Source organism: Rugamonas sp. DEMB1 (genome assembly GCF_029834475.1).
In the GTDB taxonomy this organism is placed as follows: Bacteria; Pseudomonadota; Gammaproteobacteria; order Burkholderiales; family Burkholderiaceae_D; genus Rugamonas; species Rugamonas rubra.
Genome location: NZ_CP122407.1, coordinates 4,515,155 through 4,539,060 on the forward strand (window position 1 = coordinate 4,515,155; position 23,906 = coordinate 4,539,060).

Here is a 23,906-nt window from a genome sequence, read left to right on the forward strand (position 1 = left end):
GCCGGGCCGGCGGGGCCGGGTTCGCCGAATTGCGCAATTGCCCTTATAATTGATTCGCTAAGCCGGCTCCGCAGGCACACCGCCCCACGCCCACGCATCTATCCGTTGTCACTATGCCTATCCAAAAACCGATCAAGCACTACCTGCAGTTTTCCGATTTCACCTTGGCCGAGTACGAGTACGTGATCGAGCGCGCCTCGCTGATCAAGCGCAAGTTCAAAAACTACGAGATCCACCACCCGCTGATCGACCGCACCCTGGTGATGGTGTTCGAGAAGAACTCGACGCGCACCCGCCTGTCCTTCGAGGCCGGCATGCACCAGCTGGGCGGCGCCGCCATCTACCTGAACACCCGCGACTCGCAACTGGGACGCGGCGAGCCGGTCGAGGACGCCGGCCAGGTGATGAGCCGCATGTGCGACATCATCATGGTGCGCACCTTCGGCCAGGACATCATCGAGCGTTTCGCCGCCAACTCGCGCGTGCCGGTGATCAACGGCCTGACCAACGAACACCACCCCTGCCAGGTGCTGGCCGACGTGTTCACCTTCCACGAGCACCGCGGCTCGATCGCCGGCAAGGTGGTGGCCTGGATCGGCGACGCCAACAACATGCTGTACTCCTGGCTGCAGGCGGCCGAGGTGTTCGGCTTCCACGTCAACGTGTCGACGCCGAAGGGCTACGACATGGACATGTCGCTGGTCTCGACCGAGCGCTACACCCTGTTCGCCAACCCGTCCGACGCCTGCGCCGGCGCCCACCTGGTCAACACCGACGTCTGGACCAGCATGGGTTACGAGGCCGAGAACGCGGCCCGCATCGCCGCCTTCGACGGCTGGATCGTCGACGGCGCCAAGATGGCGCGCGCCGCGCCCGACGCCCTGTTCATGCACTGCCTGCCGGCCCACCGCGGCGAGGAGGTCGCCGCCGAGGTGATCGACGGCCCGCAGTCGGTGGTGTGGGAGGAGGCGGAGAACCGCCTGCACGTGCAGAAGGCGCTGATCGAATACCTGCTGCTGGGCCGCCTCGACGCCGAACACAAGGCCGCCTGAGCGCCGCCCCGGCACCCCGACAAATTTGACTTTACCCTAAGAATGGAACGAGCATGAGCGACATCAAAAAAGTGGTCCTGGCCTACTCGGGCGGACTCGACACCTCCGTCATCCTGAAATGGCTGCAGGATAACTACCAATGTGAAATCGTCACCTTCACGGCCGACCTGGGCCAGGGCGAGGAGCTGGAACCGGCGCGCGCCAAGGCGATCAAGTTCGGCATCAAGCCGGAAAACATCTACATCGACGACGTGCGCGAAGAGTTCGTGCGCGACTTCGTCTTCCCGATGTTCCGCGCCAACACCGTCTACGAGGGCGAGTACCTGCTGGGCACCTCGATCGCCCGTCCGCTGATCGCCAAGCGCCTCATCGAGATCGCCAACGCCACCGGCGCCGACGCCATCTCGCACGGCGCCACCGGCAAGGGCAACGACCAGGTGCGCTTCGAGCTGGGCGCCTACGCGCTGAAACCGGGCGTGAAGATCATCGCGCCGTGGCGCGAGTGGGACCTGCTGTCGCGCGAGAAGCTGCTCAAGTACGCCGAGGACGCCGGCATCGACATCGACATGAAGCACAAGAACGGCGGCGCGCCCTACTCGATGGACGCCAACCTGCTGCACATCAGCTTCGAGGGCCGCCACCTGGAAAACCCGAGCCACGAGGCCGAGGAGACCATGTGGCGCTGGACCGTCAGCCCCGAGGCGGCGCCGGACGCCGCCGAGTACCTCGACATCGAATACGAGAAGGGCGACATCGTCGCGCTGAACGGCGTGCGCATGTCGCCGGCCACCGTGCTGGCCGAGCTCAACCGCCTGGGCGGCAAGCACGGCATCGGCCGCCTCGACCTGGTCGAGAACCGCTACGTCGGCATGAAGTCGCGCGGCTGCTACGAGACGCCGGGCGGCACCATCATGCTCAAGGCGCACCGCGCCATCGAGTCGATCACGCTGGACCGCGAAGTGGCCCACCTGAAGGACGACCTGATGCCGCGCTACGCCTCGATGATCTACAACGGCTACTGGTGGGCGCCGGAGCGCCTGGCGCTGCAGACGCTGATCGACAACACCCAGGCCACGGTCAACGGCTGGGTCCGCGTCAAGCTGTACAAGGGCAACGTCATCGTCGTCTCGCGCGACTCCAAGACCGACTCCCTGTTTGATATGAACATCGCCACCTTCGACGAGGACGGCGGCGCCTACAACCAGGCCGACGCCGGCGGCTTCATCAAGCTCAACGCGCTGCGCCTGCGCATCGCCGCCAACGCCCGCCTCAAGCGCGGCCAGTAGGCGGCCAGTAAGCGGCCAATACGCCGGGCGGCCGCGCCGCCCGGCACGCAACACCCCGAACGGGCCGCCTCGCGCGGCCCGTTGTTCGTAGTCGCGTCGGCGCCGAACTTGCTCGCGCGCCGGGCGACAAAATGATACATTGCAATCAACGTCCGCCCCACCGGGAGTGCAATGTGTTCACCGCCGTCCGCATCAAGCACAAGCTCTACATCGGTTTCGCCGCCATCCTGGCGCTCATCCTGCTCCTGCTGGCCCTGGCCTACAGCAACTTCCTGCGCCTGTCCGAAGCCAACGGCTGGGACCGCCACACGCTGGAGGTGCTGCGCGAGGCCGACAAGGTCAACGTGGTGGCGCTGGAGATCCAGGTCAACCAGCGCGGCTACCTGCTCGGCGGCGACGAGCGCCTGCGCGACAGCGCCGCCAACGAGGCGGCGCTGCGCCGGCACCTGGAGCGGCTGCGCGCGCTGACCGCCGACAATCCGCTGCAGCAGCAGCGCCTGGCCAAGCTGGCGCAATGGTACGACGGCTGGATCGCCGAGGTGGTGCATCCGCTGATCGCGCGGCGCCAGAGCGCCGACCAGGGCGGCGCCGCGCTCGACCTGAGCAAGATCGCGCCGCTGATCCAGAACGGCTTCCGCCGGGTCGGCGCCATCGAGGCCCTGCTCGGCGAGGTCGGCGCCGAGGAGGGCAAGCTGCTGGCCGAGCGGGCGCGCCAGTCGCTGCGGCTGCAACAAAACATGCAGCTGACGCTGAGCGCCGGCGGCCTGCTGTGCGTGGCGCTGGCGCTGCTGGTGGCCTGGCTGCTGGCGCGCGCCATCCTGGCGCCGCTGGCGCGCCTGAGCCGGGTGCTCGGCGAGCTGGCCGGCGGCCGCCGCGGGGCCCGCGTCGAGGTGCGCGGCAACGACGAGTTCGACATCGTCGGGCGCGAGTTGAACCGCATGGCCCAGGCGATCGAGGACAACCTGGCGCGCGAGCAGGCGGCCGGCGAGGAACTGCGCGGCAAGGTCGACGCGCTGCTGGCCGTGGTGTCGAAGGCGGCGGCGGGCGACCTGACCGGCCGCGTCGACGGCGCCGGCGACGACGCCATCGGCCGCCTCGGCGGCGGCGTGGCCGGCATGCTCGACAACCTGCGCGGCCTGATCGACAACGTGCAGAAGGCCGGCATCCAGGTCACCACCTCGGCCACCGAGATCGCCGCCTCGGCGCGCCAGCAGGAGGCCACCGGCATCGAGCAGGCGCAGACCAGCGTCGAGGTGCTCAGCACCACCCGCGAGATCGCCGCCAACACCAGCACCCTGCTCGAGACCATGCAGGAGGCCAGCGCCGTGGCCGACTACACCACCAGCGCCACCGCCGGCGCCCAGCAGCAGCTGGGCCGCATGGACGCCACCATGCAGCACATGGTCGCCGCCACCGACTCGATCAACGCCAAGCTGGCGGCGCTGTCGGACAAGGCCAGCAACATCAACGGCGTGCTCACCACCATCACCAAGGTGGCCGACCAGACCAACATCCTCTCGCTCAACGCCGCCATCGAGGCCGAGAAGGCCGGCGAGGCCGGCCGCGGCTTCTCGGTGGTGGCCACCGAGATCCGCCGGCTGGCCGACCAGACCTCGGTGTCGACCTGGGACATCGAGCAGATGCTCAAGGAGATGCAGTCGGCCGTCTCGGCCAGCGTGATGGGCATGGACAAGTTCTCCGAGGAGATCCGCCGCAGCGTCGGCGAGGTGCGCCAGGTGGGCCAGCAGCTGTCGGGCGTGATGGACCAGGTGCGCAAGCTGGCGCCGCAGTTCGACGCCGTGTTGCAGGGCATGCAGTCGCAGGCGGTCGGCGCGGCGCAGATCTCCAGCACCATGACGCAATTGAACGACGCCACCCAACAAAGCGTCGACTCGCTCAAGGCCACCAGCGAGGCGGTGCACCAATTGCAGTACGCCGCCGGCGACCTGCAGGCCAGCGTGGCCAACTTCGCCGTCGCGGCCTGAGGCCGCGACGCAGCACCAACGCCGGGGAGGCAATATGCATCAAGCAATGCGCAGCGGGCAAGCGGCGACCATGCCGGGCGGTGGCGGGCCGGCGGGCCGGCGGCAAATCAGCATCAAGCAGAAGCTGTACCTGGCCTTCGCCAGCATCGTCGCCATCATCCTGCTGTTGCTCGGGCTGGCCTACAACAACTTCGCCAACATGGCCGAGGCCAACGAGCTCGACAAGCAAAGCATGCAGGTGCTGCTGGCGATCGACAAGCTCAACGCCGACATGCTGCAGGCCCAGGTGCAGGCGCGCAACTACTACCTGAACGGCGACCCGCAGGCCATGGCAGCCACCCGCCGCGAGCTCGCCGACCTGCCCGCCTCGATCGCCCGCCTGCAGGCCCGGGTGAGCGACAACCCGGCCCAGCTGGCCCGCCTGCGCCGCGTCGCCGGCCTGGTGCCGCAGTGGATCGCGCAGGTCGTCGAACCGCAGATGGCGCAGCGCCAGGCGCTCGGCACGCAGGCCGGCGCGGCCGACGCCATCGGCCAGGCGCTGCAGCTGAAGCTGGGCAATCCGCTGGTGCGCTCCATCTACCAGGCGCTGGCCGAGGCGACGGCGGAGGAGAACCGCCTGCTCGCCCAGCGCTCGCAGGCGGCGCGCGACATGCAGCGCAACATGCTGCTGGTGCTGTCGGCCGGCGGCGCCGTCTGCGTCGCGCTGGCCCTGCTGGTGGCCTGGGCGCTGACGCGCAGCCTGACCCTGCCGCTGGGCCGCCTGACCGAGGCGGTCGGCCAGCTCGCCGCCGGCCGCCGTGGCGCCCGCGCCGAGGTGCTGGCGGCCGACGAGCTGGGCCTGGTGGCGCAGGAGTTCAACCGCATGGCCCAGGCCATCGAGGACAACCTGGCGCGCGAGCAGGCCGCCGGCGAGCAGCTGCGCGGCCAGGTCGACCTGCTGTTGGTGGTGGTGTCGAAGGCGGCGGCGGGCGACCTGAGCGGCCGGGTCGACGGCGCCGGCGACGACGCCATCGGCCGCCTCGGCGGCGGCGTGGCGGGCATGCTCGACAGCCTGCGCGGCCTGATCGACAACGTGCAGCGGGCCGGCATCCAGGTCACCACCTCGGCCACCGAGATCGCCGCCTCGGCGCGCCAGCAGGAGGCCACCGGCATCGAGCAGGCGCAGACCAGCGTCGAGGTGCTCAGCACCACCCGCGAGATCGCCGCCAACACCAGCGCCCTGCTGGCCACCATGCAGGAGGCCAGCGCCGTGGCCGAGTTCACCACCAGCGCCACCGCCGGCGCCCAGCAGCAGCTGGGCCGCATGGACGCCACCATGCAGCACATGGTCGCCGCCACCGACTCGATCAACGCCAAGCTGGCGGCGCTGTCGGACAAGGCCAGCAACATCAACGGCGTGCTCACCACCATCACCAAGGTGGCCGACCAGACCAACATCCTCTCGCTCAACGCCGCCATCGAGGCCGAGAAGGCCGGCGAGGCCGGCCGCGGCTTCTCGGTGGTGGCCACCGAGATCCGCCGGCTGGCCGACCAGACCTCGGTGTCGACCTGGGACATCGAACAGATGCTCAAGGAGATGCAGTCGGCCGTCTCGGCCAGCGTGATGGGCATGGACAAGTTCTCCGAGGAGATCCGCCGCAGCGTCGGCGAGGTGCGCCAGGTGGGCGAGCAGCTGTCGGGCGTGATGGACCAGGTGCGCAAGCTGGCGCCGCAGTTCGACGCCGTGTTGCAGGGCATGCAGTCGCAGGCGGTCGGCGCGGCGCAGATCTCCAGCACCATGACGCAATTGAACGACGCCACCCAGCAAAGCGTCGACTCGCTCAAGGCCACCAGCGAGGCGGTGCACCAACTGCAGTACGCCGCCGCCGACCTGCAGGCCAGCGTGGCCAACTTCGCCGTCGCGGCATGACGGCGGGCGCCATGGAGGCCGGGCGATGAAACACCTGTTGTTCCACATCGGCGCCGACCGCTACGCCCTGCCGCTGCGCCAGGTGGTGCGCGTGCTGCCGCTGCTCGAGCTCAAGCGCCTGCCGCTGGCGCCGGCCCACGTCGCCGGCCTGCTCGACTTCCACGGCCGGCCGGTGCCGGTGGTCGACCTGTGCCTGCTGAGCGGGCTGGCGGCCACCCGCGCCCGGTTCGACAGCCGCATCGTGCTGGTCGACTATGTCGCGCCGGACGGCGCCGTCCACCTGCTCGGCCTGCTGGCCGAGCAGGTGCTGGGGGTGCGCGAGCTGGCCGCCGCCGGGCTGGCCGACAGCGGCGTGGCCGCCGCGCCCTTCCTCGGCCGGGTGGCCGGCGACGCCGGCGGCATGGTCCAGCTGGTCGAGCTGGCGCGGCTGCTGCCGGCCGAGCTGCGCGCCATCCTGTTCGCCCCGGCGGAGGATGCGGCATGAGCCCGCTGGCGCTGCTGCGCCGGGCCTGCGGCCTGAACCTGTCCGAGGCGCAGGCCGAGCGCGCCGTCGCCGCGCGCATGGCGCACACCGGCGCCGCCGACCGCGCCGCCTACCTGGCCGCCGTCACGCCGGCCGAGATCGCCGCCCTGGTCGAGCTGGTGGTGGTGCCCGAGTCGTGGTTGTTCCGCGACCCGCAGGCCTTCGCCGCCGCCGCCGACTTCGTCCTGCGCCGCCTGGCCGGGCCGGCCGGCGCGGCGCGGCCGCTGCGCATCCTGTCGGTGCCCTGCGCCGGCGGCGAGGAGCCCTACTCGATCGCCATGGCGCTGTGCGACGCCGGCGTGGCGCCGGCCGCCTACGCCATCGACGCGGTCGACATCAGCGCCGCCAACCTGGCCCGCGCGCGCGCCGGCGTGTACGGCCGCAACGCCTTCCGTGGCGACGAACTGGGCTTCCGCCAACGCCACTTCAGCGCCGCCGGCGCGCAGCAGTACCGCGTCGCCGAGGGCATCGCCCGCCAGGTGCGCTTCGAGCAGGGCAACCTGCTCGAGCTGGGCGCCGGACTGGCGCCCGGCCACTACGACCTGATCTTCTGCCGCAACCTGCTGATCTACTTCGACCCGGCCACCAGCGCCGCCGCCATCGCCCGCCTCGACGCCCTGCTGGCCGACCACGGCCAGCTGTTCGCCGGCTACGCCGAGGTGCCCTCGTTCTGCCAGCAGGGCTTTGTCTCGCTGGCCTACCCGCTGGCCTTCGGCCTGCGCAAGCGCGGCGCCGCCGCGCCCGCCGTACCGGCGCCGCTGCCGGTGTCGGCCGCCGCGCCGCGCCGCACGCTGTCGTATCCGGCTGCGGCGGCCGGCGCGCTGGCGGCCGTGCCGGCGCTGGCCGCCGCGCCGGGCCCGTTGCCGCCCGGGGCGGCCGGCGCCGCGCCGCCTGCCACGGCCGCCGCCACGGCGACGGCGGCGACGGCCGAGGCCGAGCTGCTGCCGCAGGCGCGCCGGCTGGCCGACCTGGGCCAGTTCCAGCAGGCCGGCGCCGCCTGCCTGGCCTGGCTGGAGCGGCACCCCGACTCGGCCGAGGCCTACTTCATCCTCGGCCTGCTGATGGAGCGCGCCGAGCAACCGCAGCAGGCGCGCGAACACTGGCGCCGCTGCATCTACCTGCAGCCCGACCACTACCAGGCCCTGTGCCACCTGGCCCTGCTGGCCGAACAACAATCCGACCGCGCCACCGCCATCGCGCTGAAGGCCCGCGCCGCGCGCATCTACAAGCGCCAGCAGGCCAACTGAGAGGCGCGCCATGAACACCACCGCCACCATCGCCAACGCCACCACCGCGCCCGCCGGCGGCGCCATCGACGACTGCTGGAACCGCATCGGCGTGGCCGGCGACCAGAGCTGCCCCAAGCTGCCCGCGCACATCCACTGCCGCAACTGCGAGGTCTACGCCGACGCCGCCCAGCGCAACCTGCAGCGCCCGGTCGGCGCCGACTACCAGCGCGAATGGGCCGCGCACTTCCGCCAGCCGCTGCGCGACGACGCCGCGCTCGACGCCTCGCGCCTGGTGTTCCGCCTCGGCCGCGAATGGCTGGCGCTGCCGACCGCGCAGTTCGTCGCCGTGGCGCCGCACACCCGGCCGCACCGCCTGCCCCACCGCGACGGCCGCGAGCTGCTCGGCGTGGTCAACGTCGGCGGCACGCTGCACCCCTGCCTGTCGCTGGCCGCCCTGCTCGGCATCGACGAGAGCGAACCGCTGGCCGACGCCGAACAGGGCCGCCACATCTTCCCGCGCCTGCTGCTGCTGCGCTGGAACGAGCAGACCTTCGCCGTGCCGGCGGCCGACCTGCACGGCATCGTGCGCCACGCCGGCGCGGCGCTGCAGGCGCCGGCCGCCACCATCAACAAGGGCCTGGCGCGCTATCTGGCCGGCGTGCTGTCGCACGGCGGCATGCACATCGGCTGCCTCGACGCCGAGCTGGTCGGCCAACATCTGGCGCGGGTGCTGCGATGAGCCAGGACCAGCCGGGCGATCTGAGCCAGTTTTCCATGCGGGCCTGTTCCGCATGGAGGCCGACGCCCAGTGCCAGGTGCTGACCGAGGTGCCTGCTGACGCTCGAACGCAGCCGCGACGGCAGCGCCGCCGCGATCGAGCCGATGATGCGCGCCGCCCACTCGATCAAGGGCGCCGCCGCCATCGTCGGCCTGGACCTGGTGGTGCAACTGGCGCACGGCATGGAGGACGCCTTCCTGGCGGCCCAGCACGGCAAGCTGGCGCTGACGCCGAACCGGGTCGACGTGCTGCTGTCCGGCGTCGACCTGATCCTGCGCGTGGCGCGGCTCGACGAGGCCGCCGCCCCGGCCGGCCTGGCCGCCGCCGCCGGGCAGATCCGCCAGACCATGGCGGCCATCGCCAACATCGCCTTCCTGCCCGAGCCGCTGGCGCCGCCACCCGTGCCCGCGTCGGCGCCGGCCAGCGCGGCCGTTGGCGACGCGGCGGCGGCCGCCCCGCCGCCTTCGCCGCCGCCGGCGCCGGCGCCGCAGTCCGCCGCCGAGGAGGCGGGCGGGCCGGCGCGCCCGCCGGCGCCGGCCAAGGTGGCGCACAATTTCGACCGCCTGCTGTCGCTGGCCAGCGAGTCGCGCATCAACGCCCACCAGCTGCATCCGCTGATCCAGGAGCTGCAGCGCTTCAAGCGCAACCAGGGCAGCCTGTTCGCCCAGCTCGAGCAGCTGCACGAGGCCATCGCCAACGGCGCCGACGCCGCGCTCAAGGAGAAGTCGCTGCTGGCGCTGCAAAAAAGCCATCCGCTCAAGCAGGCCATGCTCGAACACATCGCCGCCGTCGAATCCTACGAGCGGCGCGTGCTGGCCGTCGCCGGCGGCCTGGTCAACGAGGTGCTGACGCTGCGCATGCGCCCCTTCCGCGACGGCGTGCAGGCCTTCCCGCGCATGGTGCGCGACCTGGCGCGCGGCATGGGCAAGCAGGTCAGCCTGCGCATCGTCGGCGAGGACACCCTGGTCGACCGCGACATCCTGGCGCGCATCGAGAGCCCGCTCAACCACATCCTGCGCAACGCCGTCGACCACGGCATGGGCACGCCGGCCGAGCGCGCCGCCGCCGGCAAGCCGCCGCACGGCAGCATCGTGCTCGAGGCGCGCCACCGCGCCGGCATGCTCAGCATCGAGATCAGCGACGACGGCGCCGGCGTCGACCTCGAGCGCATCCGCCAGGCCGTGGTCGAGCGCGGCATGGCCGGCGAGGCCATGGCCGCCGCCCTCAGCGCCGCCGAGCTGCTCGAGTTCCTGTTCCTGCCCGCCTTCAGCCTGAAGCAGTCGGCCAACGAGATCTCCGGCCGTGGCGTCGGCCTCGACATCGTCCACGAGACTATCCGCCAGCAGAACGGCACGGTGCGCCTCGAGTCCGAGCTGGGCCACGGCTTCCGCACCGCCATCACCCTGCCGCTGACCCAGTCGGTGGTGCGCGCGCTGGTGGTCGACATCAAGGGCGAGGCCTACGCCATCCCCATCGTCAAGGTCGAGCGCGTGCTCAAGGTGGCGCAGGACGCCGTCCACACGCTGGAGAACAAGCAGTTCTTCACGCTGCGGGACGAACACCTGGGCCTGGTCTCGGCCGCCCAGCTGCTCGACCTGGGCGAGATGGCGGCCGGCGCCGGCGAACTGCCGGTGGTGCTGATCGGCGCCGCCGGCCGCCGCTACGCGCTGGTGGTCGACGCCATCCGTGGCGAGCAAAGCCTGGCCGTGCAGGCGCTCGACCCGGTGTTCGGCAAGCTGCGCGACATCTCCGCCGCCGCCCTGCTCGACAACGGCGAGCCGGTGCTGATCCTCGACGTGCCCGACCTGCTGCTGTCGATCGACAAGCTGCTGCACCAGGGCGGCCTGCACCGCCTGGCCCGCGCCGACCAGGCGGCGCGCCGCAAGACCAAGCGCATCCTGGTGGTCGACGACTCGCTCACCGTGCGCGAGATGGAGCGCAAGCTGCTGCAGGGGCGCGGCTTCGAGGTCGACGTCGCCATCGACGGCATCGACGGCTGGAACGCGGTGCGCGGCGGCGGCTACGACCTGGTCGTCACCGACGTCGACATGCCGCGCCTGGACGGCATCGAGCTGGTCGCCCTGATCAAGAAGGACCTGCACCTGCACCTGCTGCCGGTGATGATCGTCTCCTACAAGGACCGCCCCGAGGACCGCGCCCGCGGCCTGGCCGCCGGCGCCGACTACTACCTGACCAAGGGCAGCTTCCACGACGAGACCCTGCTCGACGCCGTGCTCGACCTGATCGGCGAGGCGCGCCTATGAGGATCGCCATCGCCAACGACGTCGCCATGGCCGCCGAGGCGCTGCGCCGCGTCGTCGCCAGCACCGCCGAGCACCAGCTGCTGTGGATCGCCCGCAGCGGCCTGGAGGCGGTGCGCCTGTGCGCCGAGCAGCGCCCCGACCTGATCCTGATGGACCTCAACATGCCCGGCCTGGACGGCGTCGAGGCGACCCGCCAGATCATGCGCCACAGCCCCTGCGCCATCCTGGTGGTGACCGGCCGGCCGCAGGACAACGTCGACCAGGTGTTCCGCGCGCTCGGCGCCGGCGCACTCGACGTCACCGCCACGCCGGTGCTGCAGGGCCAGGCCGGCGGCGCCGCCGAGCTGCTGGCCAAGATCCGCACCATGGACCGGCTGATCCGCCACAGCGGCGGCAGCCAGGCGCTCGGCCCGCGCAACGGCAACGGCCGCCATGCCGGCCCGGCGGCCGCCGTCAACGCGCTGGTGGCGATCGGCGCCTCCACCGGCGGGCCGATGGCGGTGGCGCGCATCCTCGCCGCCTGGACCCCGCCGCCCGGCTGCGCCGTGGTGGTGGTACAACACATCGACGAAAACTTCGCCGAGCACTTCGCCAAGTGGCTCGCCGAGCAACTGCCCATGCCGGTGCGCGCCGCCGCCCAGGGCGAGGAATTGCTGGCCGGCGGCGTGCTGATCGCCAAAAGCAACGACCACTTAGTGCTAGATCAAAACCTGCGCTTGGGGTACGATGCAGCTCCCAGGGACTACGCCTACCGCCCCTCGGTCGATGTGTTTTTCCACTGCCTGGCGCGGCACTGGCGCGGCGAGGCGGTCGCGGTGTTGCTCACCGGCATGGGCCGCGACGGCGCCGACGGCCTGCTCGCGCTGCGCCGCGCCGGCCACACCACCATCGCCCAGGACCAGGACAGCAGCGCCGTCTACGGCATGCCGCGCGCCGCCGCCGAGCTCGACGCGGCGCAGTTGATTTTGCCCCTGGATAAGATCGGCGCCATGCTGCGCAGCACCCTGGGCGCGGCGCCGGCGGCGCCGGCCAAATAGGCTGGACGCCGCGCCGATCGCGCCGATTGGACTATGATTCACCCAGCCCCACGGGCCGGGCGCCACCGCGTCGCCGACGCCACCGCCCGACCCGCCCTTCGAACCATCCTAAGGAAATCGCAGCATGAGTGCACAATTTGAACAAGTCAGCGTGGTCAAGAAGTCCAACATCTACTTCGACGGCAAATGCGTCTCGCACAGCATCGTGCTGGCCGACGGCAGCAAGAAGACCCTCGGCGTGATCTTCCCATCGGTGCTGACCTTCAACACCGGCGCGCCGGAAACCATGGAAGTGATCGGCGGCGTGTGCAAGGTCAAGCTGGCCGGCGCCAGCGATTGGACCACCTACACGGCGGGCCAGCAATTCGAAATCGGCGCCAACAGCCACTTCGATATCGAAACCGTCGAAACCCTCGACTACGTCTGCCACTTCGGCTGACACCGCAAGCAAGCGGCGGCCGCCCGGCCGCCGCGCCCCCGGGCCGGCCGCCGGCTCAGACGAACACCGGCTCCGGCTCCAGCCGCACGCCGTAGCGCGCCGCCACATCGTCCTGGATGGCATGCGCCAGCGCCATCACCTCGGCGCCGCTGGCGCCGCCGTTGTTGACCAACACCAGCGCCTGGCGCGGATACACCCCGGCCGCGCCCATGTTTCTCCCCTTCCAACCGCACTGGTCGATCAACCAGCCGGCCGCCAGCTTCTCGCTGCCGTCGGCCTGGCGGTGGTGCACCAGCGCCGGGAACGCCGCCAACAGCTCGGCGCAGCGCGCCGCCGACACCACCGGATTTTTAAAGAAGCTGCCGGCGTTGCCGATCACGGCGGGGTCGGGCAGCTTGCGGCGGCGGATGGCGATCACCGCCTCGGCCACCTGGCGCGCGCCCGGCGCCGCCAGCCCCCGCGCGGCCAGCTCCTGGGCCAGCTCGGCGTAGCCCAGGTTGGCCTGCCAGCGGCGCGGCAGCGCGAAGGTGACGTCGACGATGATCAGCTGGCAGCCGGGCCGCTTGAACACGCTGTCGCGGTAGCCGAACTGGCAGGCGGCGGCGTCCATGCTGAACGTTGTGCCGCCGGCGGGGTCGAACACGGTCAGACTGTGCAACAAGTCCTTGGTCTCGGCCCCGTAGGCGCCGATGTTCTGGATCGGCGCGGCGCCCACCGTGCCGGGGATCAGCGACAGGTTCTCCAGTCCGCCCCAGCCCTGCGCCAGGGTCCACTGCACGAACTCGTGCCAGTTCTCGCCGGCGCCGGCGCGCACGTAGTGGAACTCGGCGTCGCTGTCGACCAGCTCGCGGCCGGCGATCGCCATGTGCAGCACCAGGCCGGCGAAGTCGCCACCCAGCACGATGTTGCTGCCGCCGCCCAGCAGCAGGCGCGGCATGGCGGCCAGCGCGGCGTCGGCCAGCGCGGCGCGCAGCTGCGCGACCGAGGCCAGCCGCACATACGCCAGGGCGCGGGCGGCGATGCCGAAAGTGTTGAGCGATTGCAGGGGGAAGTTGTGCTGGAGTGGGAACTGTGGATGCATGGGAAAGCCGATCAATTTTGTCGATTATAGAGCGAAACAGGCAAAAAACCAGCGCCGATATGGCGGCGCGCGGCCGGTTGTCCGTTAAAATGTCATCCTTTGCCGCGGCGCCGTGCGCGCGCGCCGCCCGCTCCACCTTTAAGGAAATCACCATGCCGTCGTTTGATGTAGTCTCCGAAGCCGATATGATCGAAGTGAAAAACGCTGTCGAGCAATCCAACAAAGAAATCTCCACCCGCTTCGACTTCAAGGGCAGCGACGCCCGCGTCGAGCAGAAGGAGAACGAACTGACGGCCTACGCCGATTCCGAGTTCCAGCTGCAACAGGTGCGCGACGTGCTGACCAACAAGCTGACCAAGCGCAAGGTCGACGTCCGCTTCCTCGACGACGGCGACATCAAGAAGATCGGCGGCGACAAGATCAAGCAGGTCATCAAGATCAAGAACGGCATCGAGTCCGACGACGCCAAGAAAATCGTGCGCGTCATCAAGGACAGCAAGATGAAGGTGCAGGCCAGCATCCAGGGCGAGGCGGTGCGCGTCACCGGCGCCAAGCGCGACGACCTGCAGGCCGCCATGGCCATGCTGCGCAAGGACGTGCCGGACATGCCGCTCGAGTTCAACAACTTCCGCGACTGATTCCACCCGGAGCGGGCCGTCCCGGCGGCCCCTTCCGCGCCAGTCCGGCGGCCGCGCGCCGCGCCGCCGGCGCCGCGCACCGTCACAGAACGGTAGCCTACATGGGGTAAAATGCTGTTTGAGCCCCCTGTCGGACCCTGCTGCGCGAGCGCAACAGACCTGGGCGTTACGCCCAGCGACAAACCACGGTAGTCTAAGGATAGCAATGAAACGTGTTGATGATTTCCGCCTGCGATTTGGCAAAAACGAGTATGTGCCCATCATGGTTGGCGGAATGGGTGTGGATATCTCGACCTCGGAACTGGCGCTGGAGGCGGCCCGCCTGGGCGGCATCGGCCACATCTCGGACGCCATGGTCGAGGACGTCTCCGACCGCCGCTTCGATACCAGCTTCGTCAAGGACAAGACCAAGCTCTACAAATTCAACATCAACAACTCCGACAAGGCCGTGGTGCAGTTCGACCTGGGCCGTCTGGCCGAGGCGCAACGCCTGCACGTCGGCGCCACCATGGACGCCAAGAAGCCCCGGCCTGATCTTCGTCAACTGCATGGAAAAGCTGACCATGAACGGCCCGCGCGAGACCCTGCGCGTGCGCCTCAACGCCGCCCTCGACGCCGGCGTCGACGGCATCACCCTGTCGGCCGGCCTGCACTTCGGCTCCTTCGCGCTGATCGCCGACCACCCGCGCTTCCGCGACGCCAAGCTCGGCATCATCGTCTCGTCGGTGCGCGCGCTGCAGATCTTCCTGCGCAAGAACGCCAAGCTCAACCGCCTGCCCGACTTCATCATCGTCGAAGGCCCGCTGGCCGGCGGCCACCTCGGCTTCGGCATGGACTGGGCCGACTACGACCTGCACACCATCACCGCCGAGATCCTCGCCTACCTGAAGACCGAGCAGCTGGACATCCCGCTGATCGCCGCCGGCGGCATCTTCACCGGCAGCGACGCGGTCGGCTTCCTCGAGGCCGGCGCCGCCGGCGTGCAGGTGGCGACCCGCTTCACCATCGCCAACGAGTGCGGCCTGCCGGCCAAGGTCAAGCAGGAATACGTCAAGGCCACCGAGGACGACATCATCGTCAACGGCATCTCGCCGACCGGCTACCCGATGCGCATGCTCAAGGGCACGCCGGCGATCGGCGCCGGCATCCGCCCGGGCTGCGAGTCCTACGGCTACCTGCTCGACGCCACCGGCAACTGCGCCTACATCAACTCCTACAACCGCGAAGTGGCGGCCCACCCGAACGAGAAGAACATCGTGGTGATGGACAAGACCTGCCTGTGCACGCACATGCGCAACTTCAACTGCTGGACCTGCGGCCACTACACCTACCGCCTGAAGGACACCACGCACAAGAAGCCGGACGGCGACTACCAGCTGCTCAGCGCCGAACACATCTTCAAGGACTACCAGTTCAGCGTCAACAACGAAATCGCCCTGCCCGAGAAAGAGTTTTAATTCTCCGGCAGCATAGAAAAACGGCACGGCCTGCGCAGACCGTGCCGTTTTTTTATTGCCGCGCCGCCACCACTTGGCGCGGCGACGCGCCGTCTCAGCCCTCCGAGTTGATCCGTTGGACCAGGGCGCCCAGCACGTCCTCGGCCAGCTCGTTGTCGACCTGGCAGGTGCCGGCGTTCTCGTGGCCGCCACCGCCGTATTCCAGCATCAGCGCGCCGATGTTGGTCTTCGACGTGCGGTTGAGGATCGACTTGCCGGTGGCAAACACCGTGTTCTGGTTCTTCAGACCCCACAGCACGTGGATCGAGATGTTGGTTTGCGGGAACAGCGCGTAGATGATGAAGCGGTTGCCGGCGAAGATCACCTCCTCCTTGCGCAGGTCCAGCACCACCAGGTTCTTGTGCACGGTGGCGCAGCGGCGGATCTGTTCCTTGCACTTCTCGCTGTGCTCGAAATACAGCTCCTTGCGCTCCTTCACGTCCGGCAGGGCCATGATCTGTTCTATGCTGTGGTTCTTGCAGTAGTCGATCAAGTCCATCATCAGGTTGTAGTTGGAGATACGGAACTCGCGGAAGCGGCCCAGGCCGGTGCGCGCGTCCATCAGGAAGTTCAGCAGATCCCAGTTCTGCGGATCGAGCACCTCCTGCTCGTTGAAGCGCGCCGCGTCGCCCTTGTCGACCGCCGCCATCATCTCGTCCCACGACGCCGGGAAGGCCTTCAGACCGCCGTAGTAGTCGTACACCACGCGCGCCGCCGAGGGTGCCTCGGGATGGATGATGTGGTTGCTGCGCTCCCCCTTGTTGCGGATCGTCTCCGACAAGTGGTGGTCGAAAGCCAGATGCACGCCGGCCACGAAAGGCAGGTTGGTCGTGATGTCGCCGTCGTTGATGGCGATCTTGCCGTCCTGCATGTCCTTCGGATGGACAAACAGGATCTCGTCGATCATGTCCAGATGTTTCAGGAGCACCGCGCAGACCAGGCCATCGAAATCGCTGCGCGTGACCAGACGATATTTTTTTGCTTCAGCTGACATGAAACCACCCTTTAGAAGTTAGAACATTCCACCAGCACCGGCAAAAAGGTGCGATGGATAATGATACAACCCAATTCCATGCCTGCACAGCAATTGTGCTAGGCCGTTGCAATGCGTCACATCCTGTGCCATGCCCACGCCGCGACAGCATCTCTTGGCCAATCGGGGGCGGAACCTCAATCGGCCCCGGCCCATATGTAAAAAAACCACCGGAAAATCCGATGGTTTTTATCTGCCGAAGCACTCGACTACTGTTGCGTCCACATTCCCAGCACGCCCTCCTTCAAACCGGTCAAGGCATCGCCTTGGTGCTCGACAATGACAAAACCGGTCGCGCCACTCGGGTTGACGATGCGGTAGACCCGCAAGGTCAGGTACTTGCCGGTCGACACATCAAGCAGTACCTGGCCGTTCAGCGCCTTGGTCACCACACTCGCCGAGTAGGTCGCGCTGCCTTTCTGCGCCTTGACGACGGCATTGCCGGCGGCATCGAACACAAAGGATTGGACGTTCGGCGTTACCCCGCCCTCGCCTGCAAGGGCGCAGTTCTCACGGTAGTAGGTGAAGCTCTGGTTGGCCAGCGCGCTCGCTTCGAGCACGGCTTTGGCGCTGTTGGCCACCAAAATGTCGGTGGATTTCGCCAGTATGGCGGGCGTGCCGGCGACGGACTGGCACAGCATGGCCACGTCTGGCAGCGCCGCCGTCGTCGCCGGCGCCACACTCGCGACCTTGAAATTGATGGCGGCCGTGATCGGCGCGGCGTAGGAGATCGTCTGCGAGGGAGCGGAGAGGCCCCATGTCACCGTCCTCGGCACTTCAGCGAAAATAACGCTCCCCGTAAAGAAACCAAACTCCCCCATGAAATAACGGTAATAGGCCGAGTAGGATGGCGTGCTGGCCATATCCTGCAAATAGCTGAAACCGGAATAGCGTTGAATGCTCGGCAAACTATCGGGCCGATACGTGAACGACTCGATCATCGCATCGATCTGCGCTTGAAAGGCGGCAATATCGGTCGTCGCGGTGACGGTGCCGAGCAAATCGCGAACGGCCTGGTTGACGCTGTCGCCGATATAGGAGCGCTTCGCCAGCTCCTCCTTTTTGGCCAGCGCAACGGTGAAGTTGATCGATGCCTGCGTCTTCTTGGCGAGGACAATGGCGTCGTCGTTCTGACCACCGTCGAGTATCCGCAAGGCGACTTGGCCGCGGCTCAACTCGCCGCGCGCCACAAAGCCACTCCAAAATGCCAGTCCCTCGGCCTCGGCATTTCGATTGTAGGTGTTGCGGTAGACTGCGTTGACGAACGCCGCAGTATTACCGGTATACAGCCCTTGCGACTCTGAACTGTCGACGAAATTATCGATCAATTGTTTGACACCGGCATCGGCGGAATAGGCCTGCATCAACTCGCCCAGCGTCGCCGGCACACTGCGCTCACTAAAGATACGCTGCCAATAGAACAGGCCGTCGACATCCGCCGGGCGGCCGAAAAATACCATGTATAAACGCTGCAACAGCTCCCTATATTCTTCCGGTGCGTGCATAGCCGACTGGGCCGGCGCGGTGGACGCGCCGAATTTTGCCAGGGTCTTGGTACCGGTTGGTGCCGGGGTTTCCGTAGTCGAGCCGCCGCAGGCCGCCAGCAGTAGGCCCAGGGAACAGACGGTAAAGGTTTGCTGTATGGTTTTCATGGGGCCTCCTGAGTATCAATGCAGCAATACTACACCTTTAGCAACATCCACTAGCAAAAAATTGAAACAACACCTAGGGCAATAGCATAGTCTGCCGCCTTGCAAACGAAAAAACCCCCATCAGCCTGAACGCGATCGCGTTCAGTGCGGATGGGGGTTTTTAATATAACTAGCCTGACGATAACCTACTTTCACACTGGTTGCAGCACTATCATCGGCGCAGAGTTGTTTCACGGTCCTGTTCGGGATGGGAAGGGGTGGTACCAACTTGCTATGGTCATCAGGCATTGACTTGTACGAACGCGCGTCCCCGATGGGCGACGGCGCTCTAAAATTGGGAAGAAGTATCGGTAAAGAATGAGGTAATGAACGATGTATCAACAACTCAGGCGACACGTAGTTCTTATTCTTACAACCTGCTAAGGTTATAGGGACAAGCCGTACGGGCAATTAGTACTGGTTAGCTTAATGCATTACTGCACTTCCACACCCAGCCTATCAACGTCCTGGTCTCGAACGACCCTTCAAAGAGCTCAAGGCTCTGGGAAATCTCATCTCAAGGCAAGTTTCCCGCTTAGATGCTTTCAGCGGTTATCTCTTCCAGACTTAGCTACCCGGCAATGCCACTGGCGTGACAACCGGTACACCAGAGGTCTGTCCACTCCGGTCCTCTCGTACTAGGAGCAGCCCCCTTCAAATTTCCAACGCCCACGGCAGATAGGGACCAAACTGTCTCACGACGTTTTAAACCCAGCTCACGTACCACTTTAAATGGCGAACAGCCATACCCTTGGGACCGGCTACAGCCCCAGGATGTGATGAGCCGACATCGAGGTGCCAAACTCCCCCGTCGATATGAACTCTTGGGAGGAATCAGCCTGTTATCCCCAGAGTACCTTTTATCCGTTGAGCGATGGCCCTTCCATACAGAACCACCGGATCACTATGTCCTACTTTCGTACCTGCTCGACTTGTCAGTCTCGCAGTTAAGCACGCTTATGCCATTGCACTATCAACACGATGTCCGACCGTATCTAGCGTACCTTCGAACTCCTCCGTTACACTTTAGGAGGAGACCGCCCCAGTCAAACTGCCTACCATGCACTGTCCCCGATCCGGATAACGGACCAAGGTTAGAACCTCAAACAAACCAGGGTGGTATTTCAAGGTTGGCTCCACGAAGACTGGCGTCCCCGCTTCAAAGCCTCCCACCTATCCTACACAGATTGGTTCAAAGTCCAATGCAAAGCTACAGTAAAGGTTCATGGGGTCTTTCCGTCTAGCCGCGGGTAGATTGCATCATCACAAACATTTCAACTTCGCTGAGTCTCGGGAGGAGACAGTGTGGCCATCGTTACGCCATTCGTGCAGGTCGGAACTTACCCGACAAGGAATTTCGCTACCTTAGGACCGTTATAGTTACGGCCGCCGTTTACTGGGACTTCAATCAAGAGCTTGCACCCCATCATTTAATCTTCCAGCACCGGGCAGGCGTCACACCCTATACGTCCACTTTCGTGTTTGCAGAGTGCTGTGTTTTTATTAAACAGTCGCAGCCACCAGTTTATTGCAACCCGTTCACCCTTCCACAGTAAAGTGGTCAAGCTACAAGGGCGTACCTTTTCCCGAAGTTACGGTACCAATTTGCCGAGTTCCTTCTCCCGAGTTCTCTCAAGCGCCTTAGAATACTCATCTCGCCCACCTGTGTCGGTTTGCGGTACGGTCTCGTATGACTGAAGCTTAGAGGCTTTTCTTGGAACCACTTCCGATTGCTTCACGAATAAATTCGCTCGTCCCAGTCCCTTGAATTCCGCGCCCGGATTTGCCTAAGCGCCTTCTATGAACCAGAAACTGCCTATTCCAACAGGCAGACAACCTTCCGCGATCCGTCCCCCCATCGCATCATACGACGGTGCAGGAATATTAACCTGCTTCCCATCAGCTACGCATCTCTGCCTCGCCTTAGGGGCCGACTCACCCTGCTCCGATGAACGTTGAACAGGAAACCTTGGGCTTACGGCGTGGGGGCTTTTCACCCCCATTATCGCTACTCATGTCAGCATTCGCACTTCTGATACCTCCAGCATCCTTTACAAGACACCTTCGCAGGCTTACAGAACGCTCTCCTACCATATGCTTACGCATATCCGCAGCTTCGGTGACTGGCTTAGCCCCGTTACATCTTCCGCGCAGGACGACTCGATCAGTGAGCTATTACGCTTTCTTTAAATGATGGCTGCTTCTAAGCCAACATCCTGACTGTTTTAGCCTTCCCACTTCGTTTTCCACTTAGCCAATCTTTGGCACCTTAGCTGGCGGTCTGGGTTGTTTCCCTCTTGACGCCGGACGTTAGCACCCGACGTCTGTCTCCCAAGCTCGCACTCATCGGTATTCGGAGTTTGCAATGGTTTGGTAAGTCGCGATGACCCCCTAGCCATAACAGTGCTCTACCCCCGATGGTGATACTTGAGGCACTACCTAAATAGTTTTCGGAGAGAACCAGCTATTTCCAAGTTTGTTTAGCCTTTCACCCCTACCCACAGCTCATCCCCTAATTTTTCAACATTAGTGGGTTCGGACCTCCAGTGCGTGTTACCGCACCTTCATCCTGGCCATGAGTAGATCACTTGGTTTCGGGTCTACACCCAGCGACTGAACGCCCTATTCGGACTCGATTTCTCTACGGCTTCCCTAATCGGTTAACCTTGCCACTGAATGTAAGTCGCTGACCCATTATACAAAAGGTACGCAGTCACGGAACAAGTCCGCTCCTACTGTTTGTATGCACACGGTTTCAGGATCTATTTCACTCCCCTTCCGGGGTTCTTTTCGCCTTTCCCTCACGGTACTGGTTCACTATCGGTCGATTACGAGTATTTAGCCTTGGAGGATGGTCCCCCCATATTCAGACAGGATTTCTCGTGTCCCGCCCTACTTGTCGCACGCTTAGTTCCACACATCGCATTTCGAATACGGGACTATCACCCGCTACGGTTCCTATTTCCAGAGGATTCTTCTATGCGTCATGCTAAAACGTGCAGGCTCATCCCATTTCGCTCGCCACTACTTTGGGAATCTCGGTTGATTTCTTTTCCTGCAGCTACTTAGATGTTTCAGTTCGCCGCGTTCGCTTTGCATACCTATGTATTCAGTATGCAATGACCTAAAAGGCCGGGTTTCCCCATTCGGAAATCTGCGGATCAAAGCGTGTTTGCTCGCTCCCCGCAGCTTATCGCAAGCTACTACGTCCTTCATCGCCTGTAATCGCCAAGGCATCCACCATGTGCACTTATTCGCTTGTCCCTATAACGTTAGCCCCTGCGACTAAACAAGGAGCGTTTATAGGAATAAGAAACTACATGTTGCTATGTTTGTTGATACATACAATCATTACCCATCGCTTACGTCTTCCGACGCAAACGATTAATAAATAATCTTTACTTTTACTTCTTCCAAATTTTTAAAGAACGAAACAGCATTTAATCTCTAAAAGACCAAACCTAAACCCGACGCTGCTGCGTGGCTTACGTTTGAACTTTTTGGTGGAGGATGACGGGATCGAACCGACGACCCCCTGCTTGCAAAGCAGGTGCTCTCCCAGCTGAGCTAATCCCCCTAGGGTACTACTCGAAACCTGGTAGGGCTGGTTGGACTCGAACCAACGACCCCCGCGTTATCAACACGGTGCTCTAACCAGCTGAGCTACAGCCCCAAATGCTGTTCTTCTTAATTGACAGTCGATAAGTGTGAATGCTTGATGATGTGAACCATTGCTGATTCTGTGCATACTCTAGAAAGGAGGTGATCCAGCCGCACCTTCCGATACGGCTACCTTGTTACGACTTCACCCCAGTCACGAATCCTACCGTGGTAAGCGCCCTCCTTACGGTTAAGCTACCTACTTCTGGTAAAACCCGCTCCCATGGTGTGACGGGCGGTGTGTACAAGACCCGGGAACGTATTCACCGCGACATGCTGATCCGCGATTACTAGCGATTCCAACTTCATGCAGTCGAGTTGCAGACTACAATCCGGACTACGATACACTTTCTGCGATTAGCTCCCCCTCGCGGGTTGGCGGCGCTCTGTATGTACCATTGTATGACGTGTGAAGCCCTACCCATAAGGGCCATGAGGACTTGACGTCATCCCCACCTTCCTCCGGTTTGTCACCGGCAGTCTCATTAGAGTGCCCTTTCGTAGCAACTAATGACAAGGGTTGCGCTCGTTGCGGGACTTAACCCAACATCTCACGACACGAGCTGACGACAGCCATGCAGCACCTGTGTACTGGTTCTCTTTCGAGCACTCCCCAATCTCTCAGGGATTCCAGCCATGTCAAGGGTAGGTAAGGTTTTTCGCGTTGCATCGAATTAATCCACATCATCCACCGCTTGTGCGGGTCCCCGTCAATTCCTTTGAGTTTTAATCTTGCGACCGTACTCCCCAGGCGGTCTACTTCACGCGTTAGCTGCGTTACCAAGTCAATTAAGACCCGACAACTAGTAGACATCGTTTAGGGCGTGGACTACCAGGGTATCTAATCCTGTTTGCTCCCCACGCTTTCGTGCATGAGCGTCAGTCTTGACCCAGGGGGCTGCCTTCGCCATCGGTGTTCCTCCACATATCTACGCATTTCACTGCTACACGTGGAATTCTACCCCCCTCTGCCAAACTCTAGCCTTGCAGTCTCCATCGCCATTCCCAGGTTGAGCCCGGGGATTTCACGACAGACTTACAAAACCGCCTGCGCACGCTTTACGCCCAGTAATTCCGATTAACGCTTGCACCCTACGTATTACCGCGGCTGCTGGCACGTAGTTAGCCGGTGCTTATTCTTCAGGTACCGTCATTAGCAGGCTGTATTAGAACCCACCGTTTCTTCCCTGACAAAAGAGCTTTACAACCCGAAGGCCTTCTTCACTCACGCGGCATTGCTGGATCAGGCTTTCGCCCATTGTCCAAAATTCCCCACTGCTGCCTCCCGTAGGAGTCTGGACCGTGTCTCAGTTCCAGTGTGGCTGGTCGTCCTCTCAGACCAGCTACTGATCGATGCCTTGGTAGGCCTTTACCCCACCAACTAGCTAATCAGATATCGGCCGCTCCAGGAGCATGAGGTCTTGCGATCCCCCACTTTCATCCTTAGATCGTATGCGGTATTAGCGTAACTTTCGCTACGTTATCCCCCACTCCAGGGTACGTTCCGATATATTACTCACCCGTTCGCCACTCGCCGCCAGGTTGCCCCGCGCTGCCGTTCGACTTGCATGTGTAAGGCATGCCGCCAGCGTTCAATCTGAGCCAGGATCAAACTCTTCAGTTTAATCTCTGTTACTTTGACACTTTCGTGCCACCCTTATTGCTAAGGGGTCGCTCACTCAAAATACTGACAGGCCACTTCTTGCGAAGCGTCCTATTTCATTACTTCTTGTGAACATTTGATATTTTAAGTTGGCGACTTCCGAAGAAGCCGCTGCACTTTCATCAAACATCCACACTTATCG

The 23,906-nt window shown here is 64.6% G+C and carries 14 protein-coding genes, 2 tRNA genes, 3 rRNA genes and 1 pseudogene; 12 read left to right on the forward strand and 8 right to left on the reverse strand.

Features of this window, described 5'->3' with window-relative positions; translation table 11 throughout:
• Positions 1-113 precede the first annotated feature (113 nt).
• From argF to QC826_RS20860, 10 genes are all read left to right on the forward strand, one after another.
• On the forward strand, positions 114-1,052 hold the full coding sequence (gene argF, locus QC826_RS20815) for an ornithine carbamoyltransferase (RefSeq protein WP_279762263.1): 939 nt from the start codon (positions 114-116) through the stop codon (positions 1,050-1,052).
• A 53-nt stretch (positions 1,053-1,105) separates the two neighbouring features.
• Entirely contained in the window at positions 1,106-2,338 is a 1,233-nt protein-coding gene (locus QC826_RS20820) for an argininosuccinate synthase (protein ID WP_093391088.1), read from the forward strand.
• Between the two features lie 173 nt (positions 2,339-2,511).
• Positions 2,512-4,323: a methyl-accepting chemotaxis protein gene (locus QC826_RS20825; protein ID WP_279762264.1), complete on the forward strand. Its 1,812-nt coding sequence runs from the start codon at positions 2,512-2,514 to the stop codon at positions 4,321-4,323.
• Between the two features lie 34 nt (positions 4,324-4,357).
• Entirely contained in the window at positions 4,358-6,232 is a 1,875-nt protein-coding gene (locus QC826_RS20830; RefSeq protein ID WP_313872767.1) for a methyl-accepting chemotaxis protein, read from the forward strand.
• A 25-nt stretch (positions 6,233-6,257) separates the two neighbouring features.
• Positions 6,258-6,716 carry a chemotaxis protein CheW gene (locus QC826_RS20835; protein ID WP_279762265.1) on the forward strand — a complete coding sequence of 153 codons (459 nt, stop codon included), beginning with the start codon at positions 6,258-6,260 and terminating at the stop codon, positions 6,714-6,716.
• Entirely contained in the window at positions 6,713-8,002 is a 1,290-nt protein-coding gene (locus QC826_RS20840) for a CheR family methyltransferase (protein WP_279762266.1), read from the forward strand. The genes QC826_RS20835 and QC826_RS20840 overlap by 4 nt, the downstream gene beginning before the upstream one ends.
• A gap of 10 nt (positions 8,003-8,012) precedes the next feature.
• Entirely contained in the window at positions 8,013-8,723 is a 711-nt protein-coding gene (locus tag QC826_RS20845; protein WP_279762267.1) for a chemotaxis protein CheW, read from the forward strand.
• A 143-nt stretch (positions 8,724-8,866) separates the two neighbouring features.
• Positions 8,867-11,026, forward strand: a complete 2,160-nt coding sequence (locus tag QC826_RS20850) for a hybrid sensor histidine kinase/response regulator (RefSeq protein WP_279762268.1) — start codon at positions 8,867-8,869, stop codon at positions 11,024-11,026.
• Positions 11,023-12,063: a chemotaxis-specific protein-glutamate methyltransferase CheB gene (gene cheB / locus QC826_RS20855; protein WP_279762269.1), complete on the forward strand. Its 1,041-nt coding sequence runs from the start codon at positions 11,023-11,025 to the stop codon at positions 12,061-12,063. Before QC826_RS20850 ends, cheB begins: the two co-directional genes overlap by 4 nt.
• 124 nt (positions 12,064-12,187) lie before the next feature.
• Positions 12,188-12,502, forward strand: a complete 315-nt coding sequence (locus QC826_RS20860) for a pyrimidine/purine nucleoside phosphorylase (RefSeq protein ID WP_279762270.1) — start codon at positions 12,188-12,190, stop codon at positions 12,500-12,502.
• A gap of 55 nt (positions 12,503-12,557) precedes the next feature.
• On the opposite strand, the gene murB is transcribed toward QC826_RS20860, so the two are convergent.
• Positions 12,558-13,583 carry a UDP-N-acetylmuramate dehydrogenase gene (gene murB, locus QC826_RS20865; protein ID WP_279762271.1) on the reverse strand — a complete coding sequence of 342 codons (1,026 nt, stop codon included), beginning with the start codon at positions 13,581-13,583 and terminating at the stop codon, positions 12,558-12,560.
• 152 nt (positions 13,584-13,735) lie between these two features.
• Between murB and QC826_RS20870 the strand changes: the two genes are divergently transcribed.
• Together QC826_RS20870 and QC826_RS20875 are read left to right on the forward strand one after the other, a co-directional pair.
• Positions 13,736-14,221 (forward strand): YajQ family cyclic di-GMP-binding protein, encoded by a 486-nt coding sequence (locus QC826_RS20870; RefSeq protein ID WP_093391074.1) that lies wholly within the window; start codon positions 13,736-13,738, stop codon positions 14,219-14,221.
• 205 nt (positions 14,222-14,426) lie between these two features.
• Positions 14,427-15,678: pseudogene (locus QC826_RS20875) on the forward strand (nitronate monooxygenase).
• Between the two features lie 94 nt (positions 15,679-15,772).
• Here QC826_RS20875 and QC826_RS20880 read toward each other — a convergent pair.
• From QC826_RS20880 to QC826_RS20910, 7 genes are all read right to left on the reverse strand, one after another.
• Positions 15,773-16,711: an exopolyphosphatase gene (locus tag QC826_RS20880; protein WP_279762272.1), complete on the reverse strand. Its 939-nt coding sequence runs from the start codon at positions 16,709-16,711 to the stop codon at positions 15,773-15,775.
• Positions 16,712-16,959: 248 nt separating this feature from the next.
• On the reverse strand, positions 16,960-18,402 hold the full coding sequence (locus QC826_RS20885; protein ID WP_279762273.1) for a DUF4214 domain-containing protein: 1,443 nt from the start codon (positions 18,400-18,402) through the stop codon (positions 16,960-16,962).
• 172 nt (positions 18,403-18,574) lie between these two features.
• Positions 18,575-18,687, reverse strand: a 5S ribosomal RNA gene (gene rrf / locus QC826_RS20890).
• 144 nt (positions 18,688-18,831) lie between these two features.
• Positions 18,832-21,705, reverse strand: a 23S ribosomal RNA gene (locus tag QC826_RS20895).
• 237 nt (positions 21,706-21,942) lie between these two features.
• Positions 21,943-22,018, reverse strand: a tRNA-Ala gene (locus tag QC826_RS20900).
• Between the two features lie 19 nt (positions 22,019-22,037).
• Positions 22,038-22,114 (reverse strand) — tRNA-Ile (locus QC826_RS20905).
• 82 nt (positions 22,115-22,196) lie between these two features.
• Positions 22,197-23,725, reverse strand: a 16S ribosomal RNA gene (locus QC826_RS20910).
• Together the 16S, 23S and 5S rRNA genes with 2 tRNA genes alongside form the textbook arrangement of a ribosomal RNA operon.
• Positions 23,726-23,906: the final 181 nt, after the last annotated feature.

What these genes read in the sequence shown, in the direction of transcription:
- argF (WP_279762263.1), top strand. Translation starts at nt 114, where the DNA reads ATGCCTATCCAAAAACCGATCAAGCACTACCTGCAGTTTTCCGATTTC.
- QC826_RS20820 (WP_093391088.1), top strand. Translation starts at nt 1,106, where the DNA reads ATGAGCGACATCAAAAAAGTGGTCCTGGCCTACTCGGGCGGACTCGAC.
- QC826_RS20830 (WP_313872767.1), top strand. Translation starts at nt 4,358, where the DNA reads ATGCATCAAGCAATGCGCAGCGGGCAAGCGGCGACCATGCCGGGCGGT.
- QC826_RS20835 (WP_279762265.1), top strand. Translation starts at nt 6,258, where the DNA reads ATGAAACACCTGTTGTTCCACATCGGCGCCGACCGCTACGCCCTGCCG.
- QC826_RS20840 (WP_279762266.1), top strand. Translation starts at nt 6,713, where the DNA reads ATGAGCCCGCTGGCGCTGCTGCGCCGGGCCTGCGGCCTGAACCTGTCC.
- QC826_RS20845 (WP_279762267.1), top strand. Translation starts at nt 8,013, where the DNA reads ATGAACACCACCGCCACCATCGCCAACGCCACCACCGCGCCCGCCGGC.
- QC826_RS20850 (WP_279762268.1), top strand. Translation starts at nt 8,867, where the DNA reads ATGATGCGCGCCGCCCACTCGATCAAGGGCGCCGCCGCCATCGTCGGC.
- cheB (WP_279762269.1), top strand. Translation starts at nt 11,023, where the DNA reads ATGAGGATCGCCATCGCCAACGACGTCGCCATGGCCGCCGAGGCGCTG.
- QC826_RS20860 (WP_279762270.1), top strand. Translation starts at nt 12,188, where the DNA reads ATGAGTGCACAATTTGAACAAGTCAGCGTGGTCAAGAAGTCCAACATC.
- murB (WP_279762271.1), bottom strand. Translation starts at nt 13,583, where the DNA reads ATGCATCCACAGTTCCCACTCCAGCACAACTTCCCCCTGCAATCGCTC.
- QC826_RS20870 (WP_093391074.1), top strand. Translation starts at nt 13,736, where the DNA reads ATGCCGTCGTTTGATGTAGTCTCCGAAGCCGATATGATCGAAGTGAAA.
- QC826_RS20880 (WP_279762272.1), bottom strand. Translation starts at nt 16,711, where the DNA reads ATGTCAGCTGAAGCAAAAAAATATCGTCTGGTCACGCGCAGCGATTTC.
- QC826_RS20885 (WP_279762273.1), bottom strand. Translation starts at nt 18,402, where the DNA reads ATGAAAACCATACAGCAAACCTTTACCGTCTGTTCCCTGGGCCTACTG.